The sequence below is a fragment of the Kitasatospora sp. NPDC001225 genome, from assembly GCF_053597855.1.
In genome coordinates, this window is sequence record NZ_JBSFJC010000064.1 from 37,123 (window position 1) to 50,872 (window position 13,750).

Annotated in this window: 10 protein-coding genes and 1 CRISPR repeat array; of the genes, 5 read left to right on the forward strand and 5 right to left on the reverse strand. The window is 70.4% G+C overall.

From position 1 onward, the window contains the following. Nucleotides 1–144: 144 nt before the first annotated feature. Nucleotides 145–1,032 (reverse strand): serine peptidase, encoded by an 888-nt coding sequence (locus ACWDCZ_RS22315; RefSeq protein WP_449816769.1) that lies wholly within the window; start codon nt 1,030–1,032, stop codon nt 145–147. Then, nucleotides 1,029–5,336 carry a hypothetical protein gene (locus tag ACWDCZ_RS22320; RefSeq protein ID WP_449816770.1) on the reverse strand — a complete coding sequence of 1,436 codons (4,308 nt, stop codon included), beginning with the start codon at nt 5,334–5,336 and terminating at the stop codon, nt 1,029–1,031. Before ACWDCZ_RS22320 ends, ACWDCZ_RS22315 begins: the two co-directional genes overlap by 4 nt. A gap of 257 nt (nt 5,337–5,593) precedes the next feature. After that, nucleotides 5,594–6,049: a CRISPR direct-repeat array (repeat unit 29 nt; unit sequence GGAGCCATCCCCGCGCGTGCGGGGCCGAC). A 684-nt stretch (nt 6,050–6,733) separates the two neighbouring features. Between ACWDCZ_RS22320 and ACWDCZ_RS22325 the strand changes: the two genes are divergently transcribed. Beyond that, nucleotides 6,734–7,372 carry a ParA family protein gene (locus ACWDCZ_RS22325; protein ID WP_375876880.1) on the forward strand — a complete coding sequence of 213 codons (639 nt, stop codon included), beginning with the start codon at nt 6,734–6,736 and terminating at the stop codon, nt 7,370–7,372. A 29-nt stretch (nt 7,373–7,401) separates the two neighbouring features. Continuing rightward, nucleotides 7,402–8,538, forward strand: coding sequence for a ParB/RepB/Spo0J family partition protein (locus tag ACWDCZ_RS22330; RefSeq protein ID WP_449816771.1), 1,137 nt, complete (start codon nt 7,402–7,404; stop codon nt 8,536–8,538). Nucleotides 8,539–8,812: 274 nt separating this feature from the next. Here ACWDCZ_RS22330 and ACWDCZ_RS22335 read toward each other — a convergent pair whose 3' ends face one another. Genes ACWDCZ_RS22335 through ACWDCZ_RS22345 form a run of 3 tightly spaced genes read right to left on the reverse strand, consistent with a single transcriptional unit; the run spans nt 8,813 to nt 10,921 of the window. Further along, on the reverse strand, nt 8,813–9,007 hold the full coding sequence (locus ACWDCZ_RS22335; protein WP_449816772.1) for a hypothetical protein: 195 nt from the start codon (nt 9,005–9,007) through the stop codon (nt 8,813–8,815). 60 nt (nt 9,008–9,067) lie between these two features. Further along, nucleotides 9,068–9,610: an N-acetyltransferase family protein gene (locus ACWDCZ_RS22340; RefSeq protein ID WP_449816773.1), complete on the reverse strand. Its 543-nt coding sequence runs from the start codon at nt 9,608–9,610 to the stop codon at nt 9,068–9,070. Nucleotides 9,611–9,619: 9 nt separating this feature from the next. Then, nucleotides 9,620–10,921 carry a hypothetical protein gene (locus ACWDCZ_RS22345; RefSeq protein WP_449816774.1) on the reverse strand — a complete coding sequence of 434 codons (1,302 nt, stop codon included), beginning with the start codon at nt 10,919–10,921 and terminating at the stop codon, nt 9,620–9,622. 546 nt (nt 10,922–11,467) lie between these two features. Between ACWDCZ_RS22345 and ACWDCZ_RS22350 the strand changes: the two genes are divergently transcribed. From ACWDCZ_RS22350 to ACWDCZ_RS22360, 3 genes are all read left to right on the forward strand, one after another. Next, nucleotides 11,468–12,034, forward strand: coding sequence for an ATP-binding protein (locus ACWDCZ_RS22350; RefSeq protein ID WP_449816775.1), 567 nt, complete (start codon nt 11,468–11,470; stop codon nt 12,032–12,034). Between the two features lie 350 nt (nt 12,035–12,384). Continuing rightward, nucleotides 12,385–13,335, forward strand: coding sequence for a hypothetical protein (locus tag ACWDCZ_RS22355; RefSeq protein WP_449816776.1), 951 nt, complete (start codon nt 12,385–12,387; stop codon nt 13,333–13,335). Continuing rightward, a complete protein-coding gene (locus ACWDCZ_RS22360) occupies nt 13,332–13,604 on the forward strand; it encodes a hypothetical protein (protein WP_449816777.1) in 273 nt (90 codons plus the stop codon). The genes ACWDCZ_RS22355 and ACWDCZ_RS22360 overlap by 4 nt, the downstream gene beginning before the upstream one ends. Nucleotides 13,605–13,750 lie beyond the last annotated feature (146 nt).

Genomic DNA, 13,750 nt, shown 5'->3' on the forward strand with positions numbered 1-13,750 from the left:
ACCGCCCCCGGTGGGAAGGCGACAGGGGAGGGACAGGCGAGCGGAGGGGCAGGGGACTGGCTCCCGCCCCAGGCGACGTCGGCGGGGAGGAGACCGAATCCGTAGGCGGCGGCCGCTCCTTCCCTCAGCGTGCGACGGCGCTCGTCAGCTCGACGAGCCGCCCCCGCCCAGGAACGGGGCGATGGTCGCAGCCACCGCGGCCGACCGGAGGTACGGTGCCACCTTGTGGAAGTCGAACGGGGCGATGCTGTCGACCAGGTCGAGGTCCACGGTGGGGAAGCGTCGTTTCAGCGGTCGGGGGATCGCGACGATGTCGCCGTGGTCGCAGAGGTTGACCCAACGGCGGACCCCTCCCGGTCGCTGCCCGGTGCCGTCGACAGGCGTCGGTGACAGCCGGTCGAAGACCCCGTGGGGAAGCCCCAGCGGCGAGCCGAGGGTCAGGAGGAGGTCGACCTCGAGCTCGGGGTGCGCGTGCAGGGCCTCGTAGGCGACCACGCTGCCGAGCGAGTGGGCGATCACGACCCGTGCCCCTGCCGACGCGATGACGGCGGCCACCTCGTCGCGGGCGGCGATACGGGTGGCATCGTCCCGTTGCCCGAGGTAGAGGGCGACGTCCCGGAAGAACAGGCCGATGAAGGCCCGGGTCAGCCGGCCGTCGAGGCTGAGGCGCTCGGCGATGACCGACACGAGCTGCCGCAGAGGCACGGCCAGACGTCCCTGCGCCGTGACCGCCGGCAGCCCCAGGCCCAGGGACTCGTCCAACGATTCCGCCCAGTCCGTGACCCCGGCGACCGCCTCCGGATGCTCGCGCACAAGCTGTTCGAGAGCGTCCGCCGCCCCTTGCGCGACCGGCCGGTCGCGGTGCAGGTGGTGGGCGTAGTAGGCGTAGGTCAGTGATATCCGGTCGGGGGCGACGCCGAGTCCGGCGGCGAGGTCCCCGGTCCAGAGCGTCGAGCGAGCGGCGACGACATCCACGGGGGAGTGGCCGGCCGCGTAGTGCCCGACGCCGTGCACTCCGACGATGGCGGTCATGCGGTCCTCGTTTCTTGTGCCGGGGCCGTCCAGGGCCGCAGGGGGAACAGGTGATCGGTCGGCTCCAGGCGGACGATGTCCGGGCCCACGCCTGCGAAGACGGTGCTGTCCTCGGCCACGGCGATGGCGAACACGGTGTCGGGGAACCAAAAGACGTCGCGTTGCCGACCGGTCGTCAGGTCCCACAGTCGCATCGAACGGTCCATGCCGCCGGTGAGGACGTGTGCTCGGCCCTGGAACGTGACCGGTACGACGGTGAAGACCGCACGGGTGTGTCCGACGAGGTCGACCTGCGAGGTGCCGTCGAACGCCGTCAGGCGGAGCGCTCCCGCGTGGTCCCCGCTGATGGCGTGGAGCTGCCCGTCGAGTTCGACCGTGGCCACCGCCCAGACGGCAGTGGGGTGCCGGGTGAGCTCGCGTCCTCCGGACGAACCTCGCAGCGGTGCCGATCGGACGACACCCGAGCGGTACCCGGCGACGATGTGGCCGGCCGAGGCGGCCATGCAGGCCACGTCTCCGGGCAGGTCCAGCTCGCGTTCGCCGGTGGGTGCGCTCGGCCAGTCTCCGTGGCCATGGGGCCAGGCCGCCAGGTAGTCCACACGATCGAGGCTGTAGAGCTTGACGGTCGGGCCCGCGCACGCGATGTGGGGCACGCCGTCGATCACAACCGAGACGATGGCGTCGGTACCGGGCAGGGAACCGTCGACCCGTCCCTCGAGCGTCTCCTCCGCGACGCTCGTGTCCCACAGCGCGAAGTCCTCCCTGGCGCAGGAGGCGACGATCCGCGGGTGCTCTCCGTCCTCCAGCAGTGCGACGCCGGTCGCCTCATCCGGCATCAGGTGGCCGTCGTGATCAACGTGGAGGGAGACCTGCTGCATCTCCCCGGTCTCGGTGTCCCACAACGCCAAGGTCCCGTCGGCGCCGCACGAGACCAGCCGGCCTCCCGGCAGGGCCAGCAGCGCGGTGACGGTGTGGACGTGCCCGGAGTACCGCTGCTGGGTCGTCTCGGCCGTCAAGTCCCAGATCCGGACGGTACCGCCCTCGCTCGCGGTGAGGAGTCGCATGCCGTCGGGGTCGGGAACCACTGCTACACGAGTGATCTTCGTCGTGTGACTGGCCACCTGACGCGCGCGCCACGGCTCACGCGTCTCGATCAGTCGGGCGGTTCCGTCCGCGCTCGCGCTGACGACGAAGGCGGAGCCCTCCAAGGAGACACGGGCGAGGTCCGTGATGGCATCGGCGTGCGCTTCGTCCAGGAGCTCGTACCCGATCAAGACCATGCCGTCACGGTCACCCGAAACCGGTTCGAGATCGGATCCGCGCTCGATGTACCGCACTCGCGTCGGCCGTTCCGGCACGGTGAGCAGCAGGTCCTCGTCTCCCAGTTCCTCACCGTGCACCGTGAGCACCGAAAGCCAATCGTCGTAGCAGACGGCGACGCAGTCGCCCCGGCCGGGGACCACGACATGGGAGAGCTGCCATACCTCACCGCTGATGGGGGGCGCGTGGAGTGATTGCATCCGGATGTCGGACAGCAGGTCCCCCGAGGACGGGCGCCAGAAGCGGATGACCTTGTCCCTCCCTGCGGTGGCAAACGCCGGCGCCCCGCCGTAGGGCATGGCCACCATGGACCGGATCGGACCCGTGTGGGCCTGCCTCGTCCAGAGGCGACGTCCCGTCGTCAGGTCCCAGCCCCTCAGGACTCCGTCCTCACATCCCGTCACCGCGATGTGCGCACCGTCCGCCTCCACAACCGCGACGCAGTTCACCGGCGAGCCGTGACCGGCCAGTTCGTGTGTCGTCTCGGCCGAGTCCAGGTCCCACAGGCGCGCCGTACCGTCCCGTCCGGCCGTCAGGGCATGGGGCCGCTCCTGGATCACGAGCGTCGTCATGTCCGAGATCTCGCCGCGATGCCCGGTGAGCGTCCTCAGCAGGCCGGGGTGCAGATCGCGTCCGGCCGTCCAACGGATCCTCCACGCCGTGTCCCGTGACAGCTCGGAACTCAGCTGCCACTGCTGGTGCCGGGCCGCGTCGATGGCGAGAACTGTCCGCCGCTGGTCGGGCGGCCCGTCGTAGTGGGCTCCGTAGGACGTCAGATAGACGGCAGCGCGCGGGCTCCGTTCACCGTGGTACAGCTCGTTCACCAGCGGGGCCGGATCCGCGTGGACGAGGAATTCGGCGTCTTCGAGCAGCTCGTCGAGCCTGCCGGCGGAGGCGCTGTGACGGGCGGCATGGCTCAGCAGGTACGGCACGGCGGTCGACCAGCGGCCCTGCCGGGCACCGGCCGGCCGTACCGTGGCCACGAGCCGCTCCCAGACCGTCGCCGCGTCGAGACCGGGCCGACCGCGCAGTTCGTCGGCGAGCCCCTGGTGGAAGAGGCGGTACACCGGCGTTCCTTCACGGTCGACGTTCCGGCGCACGTAGAAGCGCGCGATCTGAAGGAGTTCCGCCGCGTCCGCCCACTCGTCGCTCCCTCCAGCCGACGCGATGTCCGCGACACGGACCAGCAGTTCCTCAGGCATCCCGTCGCCTTCGGCCCACGCCAACGCGGCCAGGAGTTCGCGAAGTCCGGGCCGGGCGAGGACCTCCAGGTCGAGGTCGAGGACCGCACCGAGGGTACGGGGGACGTCCCGGCCCAAGGCCTCGGCTTCGGCCACGTCGACCGGGGGCGCGGCCTGGTCCCGCAGCAGGCGGAGGTAGAGGCCGGCGACGAGGAACTCACCGTACTCCCGTGTGCCGGTGAGCAGCGTGTCCGCCATCGCCCTGCCGAGGCTCTCGGCCGCGGACAGGGAACACCACGCGGGCTCGTCCGCCATGGGGCGCAGCACGCGGCTGACGAAGTTCACGAGGTCCTTGCGCAACCGGGCCGGGGGGACATGGTCCAGGTCGATCGGATCGCAGTACCGGGCGGTGACCTCGAAGAGGTGCCGAAGGCTCTCCTCGCGACGGGTGGCGATCAGCACCCGGCACAGCGGCTTCATGTCCGCGCGTTCGATCGACAGCAGGGGCAGCAGCAGGGCGGTGACGAGGTCAGCGGGATTCTCGGCCTCGTCCACGGCGTCCACGATCAGGTGGGGCGGTTCGGCTCTGGTGCGCAACGCGGCCACCAGCCGGTCCGTGGTCCACGTGGTCGTGGGGTCTGCTGGTTCCAGGTTCCACTGGGCTGCGAGGGAGGAAAGGATCCTGGCGACGGTCCGCCGTCGCGCGTGGACGACGGCAAGCCCTTCGACGGCGTCGGGAAGGTCACCGGCCGACGGTCTCCACAACCACTCCGTGGCCTCGCGCAGCAGGGGATGCGCGGTGCAGGCGAGGATGCCGACCAGCGTGGACTTGCCCGCCCCGGGCGCCCCTGTGACGATCCGCACCGGGGCGCCCTCACTCTCCGCCCATGCCGTGAGTTCGCGCAGCTCGGCACTTCGGCCGGTGAAGGTCGACAGACCGCTCTCGGCGGCGGCGCCGTTGCCTCCATGCGCCCGCCCCACGAAATGGCGAGCGTCGGCCACCTCGTCGAGGAAGGCGAAAACCGCCGGGTCGACGCCGGCGCGGCCGCGCGGACCGCCGGGCTCGTAGCGCGGGTTGGGGAAGAACCGGAGGTGGGAGAGGTCGGTACCGAGCGCGACGAGCGGGCGCTCCACGGCTTGGGAGTAGGAACCCGCACCCTGGTCCTCGACGTGGAGGGCCACTTCGCGGCAGAGGCGGTCGATCGGTATGTGCTCGTGCGACTCGTCGAGTTTCAGGGCGCCTGATGCGAAGCCCCGGAGGACTTCGTCGAACGCCAGGCTCAAGCGGCCGTCGTAGGCCGACTGGTCGGACTGACAGGCCGCCAGCACCCATACCCGCCGATGTTCCGGCCGGACCAGCGACCGCAGGTGCTCGGTAACCACCGTGCCGGAGTGGCAGAGGTCGAGCACGAGCAGGACGGCGGGCTCGCTGTCCCCTCCCGTCGTCAGGTTCTCAGCCAGGTCGACCCAGCGGGAGAGTGCCTCGGTGAGCTCACCGTCACCTCCGACGACCTGGAGCCCGTGACTGTTGCGGGTGGGCGCCCCGTGCCCGAGCAGGTGGATGACGATGAAGTCGGCCCCGCTCTTGACCGCTGCCGTCAGCGCGTCACTGAGCGCGGCCGCGGTGGACGCGGGATCCGGGTCGGGCTCCAGGAGGACGTAGGAGTACTGCTTGCCCAGGACCTCGCGCAACCGTTGCGCATAGGGGGCCGCGTAGGCGAGCGGCGGCCAGTTCGGAGGCGACTCATCAGTGAGGCTCGCGGCCGCGCCTCCCACGCCGACCACCAGCGCATGACGGCGCACTTCCGATCCCCGTTCTCGGCTGTTCTGGTGTGATGTTCGGATCCGACCGACCCGATCCGGAGAGACTACGCCGTTCAGCCGGCCTCGTGACAGGCTGCTGGCACCGGTTCGCCTTCGGCGGCACGCCGTGTCCTGCGGCGGAGGCCTTCAGGGGGCGGGCTCGGAACCGTGCCCAGTCGAAGCTTGTGGAGCCGGTGGGCGCTGGTTTCGGCCAGGCCCTTCAGCCTGCCGCCGCCAGGACCACGCCGGCTCGTCATGGAAGCCGCCCCACGCGTGCGGGGCCGACGGACACGGAGTGGGCGCCCCATGGTGACCCGCGGAGCCATCCCCGCGCGTGCGGGGCCGACATGTCCCAACGCCGGCTGCGCAGCCAGTCTTCGGAGCCATCCCCGCGCGTGCGGGGCCGACCGCGCGAACCTCGCGGTGCACACCCCGGCCGCGGAGCCATCCCCGCGCGTGCGGGGCCGACGAGCCCGAGGAGAAATCAAAAAGGCCCTCGGTGGAGCCATCCCCGCGCGTGCGGGGCCGACAAGCTGTCGCGCGGCGGCGGCGAGCGACGGAAGGAGCCATCCCCGCGCGTGCGGGGCCGACGCCGTCAGGCCCGAGGAAGCGGTCGACCAGCGGGAGCCATCCCCGCGCGTGCGGGGCCGACACCACGGAGGCGCCGCTGCTGTTGGTGGACAGGGAGCCATCCCCGCGCGTGCGGGGCCGACACTTTCTGACCTGCTGTGATTCGGCTCAGAGTACGCCAATTAGTTCAGTTCGAGTCCACAGCCCCGACTATGCGGGGCCAACCTGGCGCTCCGTTCTCCCAACCGAGCAGGGCTACTTCCTCGGTTGGCCGACCCTTGGCACATCGCTCCGCCACGTCACCCCACAGGGGAGCACCTCGAGCAGCGGGATCACGGGATCACCGTCGCGCGTCCCGTGCTGCTCCGAGGTGGCGCAGTCGGCTGGGCACCACCGACGTTCACCCTGCCCAGTTCGGGCCCGGAGCCGGCCGTCACCCGGTGACCGGCTCCGGGCGGGACCCACCGTGCCACGACAGTCGGCCTGCGTCGCGAAAGCCGGAAAGCGCACGACGGGCCCTCCCATGCGAATGACCAGTGCTCACAGATTCCCCCCTCCGTCAAACATGCATCACCGCAGGTGGAAACCCTGGAGATTGGACGCCACTTCAGGGAAGAAGGACGATTCTCCGGAAGTCCGGCCACCGCGATCCAACCCCTTTTGTGCTCCATGACACGCGGGTCGTGTCAGGCTCCGGGCTGATCATCTGGAATGCTGTTCCCTGTCCGCCGACCACGGCTTTGAGCGGCGGGCATCCGCAGTACCGGGCAGTCGGCCCGGGAAGCCCACGGAGAGAACGGAACATCATGAAGCCATCCGTGCTTGTCGTGTCCACCGACCCTCAGGGGTCCGCCGTCGTCTGGGCCGAGCGGGTGGGTGACAACCTGCCCTTCGACTTCATGGCTGCACACGACCACGCCGAGCAGCTGATCCACCTGAAGAACACCGGCGCGAAGATCCACGTCATCGCCAACCAGAAGGGCGGCGTGGGCAAGACCACCACCACGGTCAACCTCGCGGCGTGCACCTTCGACGTCCTCGGCGAGAAGGACGAGTACCAGCACATCTTCATCGACACGCCGGGCACCCTGGCGGACGAGGAGATCCTGCGCAGGGCGCTGGAGATCGCGGACGACGTCCTGGTCCCGATGATCACCGAGCCGCTGTGCTTCGACCCGACGGCCCGGACGATCCAGAAGGTCATCGAGCCCATGGACATCCCCTTCCGGATCGTCGTCAACAACTGGGACCCCCGGGACGGCCGCGCCGACCTGGAGGACACCGAGGCGTACATCACGGCGAAGGGGTGGCCCCGCGCCAAGACCGTCCTACGCCGGTACAAGATCCACTCGCGGGCGGTGGCCGAGGGAACGGTCGTCACCCAGTACAAGGAGAGCGGCACCGCCTACCGGGCCCGCGAGGACTTCTTCCGTCTGTCCCTCGAGCTCGGTTACGGGGGCCGCTGATGGCAGGCCGTCGTGTTTCCTTCGCCTCGATGGCCACCGACCCGGTCGTCGACGCTCCGGGTGTGGACAGCGCCAACGACGCCCCGGTGGCCAAGTGGATCCCCACCGCCAGCTGCCTCCCCAACCCGCGCAACCCCCGTGACGAGCTGGGCGACCTCTCCGACCTGGCGAGCATCAAGGACCGCCAGCTGCAGAGCTGCCTCGCCGTCACCCCGGCCGCCTACCTGCGGCTGTGGCCGGAGGACCGGCAGACGCTGGGCGCGGGACCGCAGGACGTCGTCATCGTCAACGGCAACCGCCGGCGTGCCGCCGCGGAACTGTACGGGCGCGAGCAGCTGCTCGTCGTCGTGGACGACTCGGTGGCGGAGTCCAAGGCGACCCTGCTGCGGGCCGCGCTCGACGAGAACATGGCGCGCAAGGACTTCGACCCGATCGAGGAGGCCAATGCGGTCCTTCTCATCGTGGCGCAGTACCCGACCGCCAAGGAGGCCGCCGAGGCGGAGGGCTGGTCCCAGAGCTGGATCTCGCACCGCAAGAACCTGCTGAAGCTCCACCCCGAGCTGCAGCGCCAGGTGCGGGCCAAGGCTCGCGGCGAGGAGGGCGTCTCCATCAACGTCGCCCGCCGGCTCGGGTCGGTGAAGGGCATCGAGGCGATGTCCCTGGCCGGGCAGACCGCGGAGCTGGAGCAACTGCTCCAGGCCGACGCCGACGCCGTGGCCGCCAGGCGCGCCGCGAAGCTGGAGGCCAAGGCCGCCGCCAAGGCGCCTGCTGAGGCTCCCGCACCGCAGCCCGCCGCGACGCCCGTCACCGCATCGCCAGCCCAGTCGGCTGCGGCAGCGGAGACGGCACCGGCCACTGTGAAGGCCCCGGCTCCTGTCACCCCTCGGCCGGAGCCCGCAAACCGCAACCCGGTCGCGAATGCCGAGCCCGTCCGGAGCACCGAGCGATTTTCCGCGGAAAATTCCGAGCCGCTCCCGATGCCGGAGCAGCGGGCCGTGGCCCCGGTGGACGAGCAGTCGTCGACCGCCCCGCAGGCGGAACTCGGCAGCGTCGACTGGCACAACGTGGAGGAGCTGGCGGACGCCATCTGCCGTACCCTCTCGGCCGACGAGGCCTACCGCCTCGCCGACGCCCTGGCCAACCGGCTGCTGACGACCAGCAACTGACCCACCCGTGGTGCCCCGGCCCCGCTGTCCTGGCGGCGGAGCCGGGGCACCATGGCATCGGATTCCTGCGCGACCCGGCGACGTCACCGGGCAACAGCCCATTGCGGCGGCTGCAGCCGGGACCGGGCGCCGTTCCGTCTCGACCCCGGCTCGTCGCCGAGGGTCTTCGCCTTCACGTCAGAGGACGGAACTCGGGGCGGGCCGCTCGTCCAGGACTCCCTGCCCTCGAGCCAGGACGCCGGCCATCAGGGCCGACACCCGGTGCGAGGAACCGTCAGCCCGCCGCGCCGTCCAGCCGCCTGAGCACCGCTGTCAGCGCCCGGACGCGGTCGCTGCCCTGCGGGAGTGCGGGAAGGCAGGCACGCAGGCGCCGCATCGCGTCGAGCCGCACGTTCCCCGGCCCGACGGCGTCGGCGACCGAACCGACCGCCTGGAATGCCCAGCCCAGACCACGGCCTCGACCGGTCACTCCGTGTTGATCCGGCCAGCCCGAAGAGCCTTCCGGACTGTCGGACGTCAACTGTGAAGCTCAGACGATCATGCGGAGCATGGAGTCGTAGCGCGGCCCGTCCGGGTAGGGCTGCATGGTGCCCATGCGGGAGTATCCCCACCGCTCGTAGAGCGCCCTGACCCGCGGGTGGTCCTCCTCGACCAGAAGGTGCGAACGCTCCTCGGTCCGTTGGGACAGCAGTTCCTCGTGCAGGGTGCGCGCGACGCCCTTGCCCCGCCAGGCCGCGCGGACCATCACCTCGCACAGGGCGAAGGTCCGGGTATCCGTCTCCTCCAGCAGCGAGGCCGGCGCTGGGGTGATCAGCCCGCCCCACCGGTAGGCCTCCGTACGGGCGAAGCCGTAGGCGTATCCGACCGCCTCGCCGTCGACCTCGCCGAGAGCGCAACCCCAGCGCGGCCCGGCGGCGTGACGGTGCAGACGCTCGGTGAACCGCTCGACGGAGAAGAAGGGGTCGGTGGCGGCCTCCTGTGAGTACACCTCGGCGTACACCGCGATCAGCCGGGTCTCGATGGCGGGCAGGTCCCCGGCTGTGTAGTAGCTGATGGTCAGGGTGGCGGCCACAACGGCTCCTTATGAAGTGGTCAGGATGTCGTAGCGTTCCACGAAGGCCCGTGTCACCGGTAGGTCGAGCTCAGCCACCTTCCCTCGGAATGCGCCGAGGCGCACGCCCCATCGGGGGCAGTTGACCGACGGGTAGAGAGTGAGGGCCTGGTCTGCCGTGTTGACCGCCTTCTCCGGCTCGTTGGCGGCGAGGTAGCACTCCGAGAGGTGTGTCAGCTTGGCGAAGCGGTTGCGCCGGAACTTTGGGTCCAGCAGGCGCATCCCCTGTTCTTCCTGGTCAGCTGCCCGATCGGCCTGGCCGAGGTCCATGTGGGCCATCGCAACGGCGCCTAGCAGCTCACCGGGGCCGACGAAGGCGAGCCACGCCGGAGGTGTCGCACCGCTGACCCTGTCCAACGCGATCTCCGCCCGCGCCAGAGCAGTCGCGCACCGGCTGCTTTCTCCCGAGGCCGCGTAGCCGAGGGCAAGTCGACCGTGCAGCAGTGCGCTGAGGCGGTGGTCACGACCATTGCGTGTGGCGTCCAACGCCCGGCGGGCGATCGTAACGGTTTCTGTTGCTCTGCCGAGTTCCCACGACTGACGGGCCATGTAGGCCCAGATACGGGCTTGGAGCATGCGGTCGCCGGCCAGCAGGGAGGCGCGCAGGCCCGAGTCGAAGTTCCTGCTCGCGCGGGGCTGGTCGCCGGTGTCGAAGGCGAACCACCCTGCTGAGGCATGCAACTCACCGATCACCTGGTAGAGTGCCGCCTCAACCCGAGGACCGTACACGCACCGCCCCATGGCCGACTCAATCTGTAGGACGGCCTCCTCCGCGACATCGGCGAGCTGTTCGCCCCCATAGGCGTCGTCCACGGCATGCAGTTCGTCGATGCTCCCCCTGATGCGGTCGACGTCGGTCATCCCTATCCGTCCGGAGGCCGGCAATGGTGCAAAGGCAAAACCGATGAGGCTTCCGGTTGCGGCGATCATGAAATGGCGGCGGAGCACGTGGTCCTCCTTGGCAGGCGCTTCTCCCAGCAGCGTAGATCGAGGCTGGAGTACGGCAAGCTGTCGGGCCCTTGCACCCGTTAGAGTGAAGCCGAGCTGATCGGCAGCCAGGTCGAAGACGTCCATGAGCGCCACGAGATAGTGCATCTGCGGCAGTCCTGTCTCACCAGAGAGCCAGCGTCGTACGTGCCTGTCCGAGGCATTCCCGGGTTGCCCAAACCGCTTCTCTTCAGCGGCGTTGACGGCTCGCGCCAGGTCATTCGCGGACAACGTGTTCGCGAGCATGAGTCCCCGAAGGACGTGGTTCGGGGCGGCAGTTGCCATGGGCGCACTCCTCGGTCCAGTGGGGCGACGTTACCTCTCTCAAGCCCGTCGTCAACCCCCGGAGAAATGTCCGAGGGGCGTGAAGGCGCCCAGGCAGAAAAGTCCTATCCATTCCTGAGGTTGCGCTAGTTGACTGTTCGTCAGTGGCACCGGACCTGGCGAATCACGAAGGACCCACAGGAATCCGGCCCGCTGGCCCGTACGTCTGCGATCGCGCGGCGGTTCGGGCCGAGCCCCGGCCTGGGCCTCACGGGCCCTGCGGCGGCTCCATCACACACCGGCGCTGCCGGAGATCGGCAGCCTCCCAGAAAGGACACATCGATGAGCGACGGCAACAACAACCACGGCACCGAGCACGACAGCGGCAACCAGCACGAAAACGACAGCGACGAGTAGTCGGCGGATCTCCCGGGCCTCGTACTCCCCCTTCCGAGGCCCGGGAGATCCGGCTGCCGAGAGCTACCTGCCCCGACGAGTCACGAACGTGCTCATCGTCGGGTCCTGAAGATGCCAGCCTCCCGTTCCCCCAGTAGGTGAGACGCCACCATGGAACCGAGATCACGCACCATCACAACAAGGTTCCCCTCCGAGCGAGTGCGGATCAGGGGCCTCCGCTGCTGGGCAGAGGAGGCCTTGCCTCTGCTCGGCTTGGACGGGCCGCAGCAAGACGCGGTGCTGGACGATGTGCGGCTCGTGCTGTCCGAACTCGGCACGAACGCCGTCGTGCACGGCTGCGGCGGCGAGCGGCCGGACCTGATGCTGACCGCACGCCTGCGGTACGCCGCGGGTGTGCTGCGGGTGTCCGTGACCGACCCGGGGCTCGGCCGCCCCGAGTACCGGTCGGCCACCAACGAGGCGACCTGCGGGCGCGGGCTGATGCTCGTCACGGCGGTCGTGTCCCGGTTTGGGGTCGAGGACTGCCCCGAGGGCGGCAAGGAGATCTGGGCGGAGATCGGGCTTCCCGAGCAGGTGCGTCCGGCAGCCACCATGGGCAAGCAGGTCGACCTGCAGGCCGCGGTGCCGTGCACGGACGCGCTCGTGCGGGAGTTCCGGCCTCGGCCCGCCATGCGCAGGTCGTACGGGCAGCCGGCGCTCGACCGAATACCGGCGTGACCGGCACCTCGTAAGCCTCCGGTAGCACGTGTTGCCACCGGACTCCGGAACACCCGCCCCGAGAACGTCGCGGCGGCGGGTGGCGGAAGAGCACCGCCCCGCCCGCATGGGGCGCGCACGCTCACCGCGTCCAAGGCGACGTTCCTCACTGCAACCGGGAGAGTGCAGGCGCGGACACCCGCAGGGCCCCGCATGAGGGGTGGGTCCTGTGGCTCCGGGTGGCGCCGTTCCCGCAGACGGTGCCACCCGGTGTGCTGGCCCGGCCTCGGGAGCCCGGCCGTCCCGGACGGATTCCCCTCCCGTCCATTCCCGTCCATCCATCCGATTCGTTCGTATTCGAGGACTGTGCCGTGAGCGTCGGAACCCGCACCAAGACGCTGCTCAAGACCGTCAGCCCCGCCCGCAGACTGGACATCGCGGCCTCCTACGAGGCCCTGACGCAGGCCTGCGTGGCCACCGGCGACGACCCCGCGAAGGCCGAGCTGGTCAGCGACAGCCCGAACCACCTGTGGTCGCTGCCCGACTCCCACGCACTCGCTGTCGTCCACCCCGACCTGGACGAAGCCTGGGCCCTGGTCAGAGGTGCGCAGTTCCTCCGGCAGCACCGGCTGCCCGTCGTCTGCCCGTACTACACCGAGGTCCGCGCGGCCGCCGACGGCCGGGCCGTGACCTTCTGGCAGAACCCCGGGAGGCCGAGCACCGACACGTCCCTGTCCGCGTGGGTGACCGCCCTCACCCATCGCATCGACCCCGGGACGGCGTCCTGGCTGCGGGAGCACGACCCGTTCGCCTCCCTGCTGGACGGCCTGGACGACACCCCGCTGGACGAGACCGCCCGCCGGTTCCTGCGCGAACGCGCGGCCCAGCTGCGCGAGGAGTGGGACTACCTCGACTGGCCAACCCCGGACACCGTCGTCCTCGGCGCCCTCGGCATGGTCCCCGTCCACGACGACGGCACCCACGTCGGACTCCTCCTGCGCCGCCCGCTGACCCGCGGCCACCGCGAGTGGGACCTCGTCGCCGCCCGCTGGCGCTCCGAACTGCTCGCCGGCCCGCGTCAGGACCACCGGACCTACGCCGACACCTACCTCTCCTACGAACGCGAAGACCACGCCGTGGCCCACCCCTACATCGGCGCCTGGTCCGGCTACCAGACCGTACGCGACACCGTTGTCCTCACCGCGGTCATGGACACGGTCCGCCGCGCCCGGCTCGACCCCGGCGCCCGCCGGCAGGCCGCCCACCGCCTCGCGTGCCTGCGCGGCGCCCACCCCGCCCCGTGGAACTGGGGACCACGATGACGGCCGCCCGCGCGAACGCCCTCCCGCTGCCGGAGGTCCACGAGCCCCGGGTCCTGCGGTGCGGCCACCACATCACCGAGGAGATCACCGAGCCCGAGGCCCAGGCGCTGAGTCACCTGGTCACCGACCTGAACGCGATCGAGATCGCGGCCGCCGTCAACGCCCTGCCCGATCGCCGGGGCACCGCCCGCGAACGCGCCCGGGCTGTCCTGCCCGAGCCTGAGCCCGAACCCGCCGGGCAGCGCCCCCATCGGCCGGCCACCCACTGAACACGAGGACACCACCACCATGCCCATGGCCCCGTCGCAGAGCACCGACCTTGATGAGGATCTTCGAAATTCCCCAGCCCCGATCGGGTTCCCCACTTGCTTGACCAGGTCAAAGGAGTGGGGAGGGTGGGGATCGGGGAGCGCGT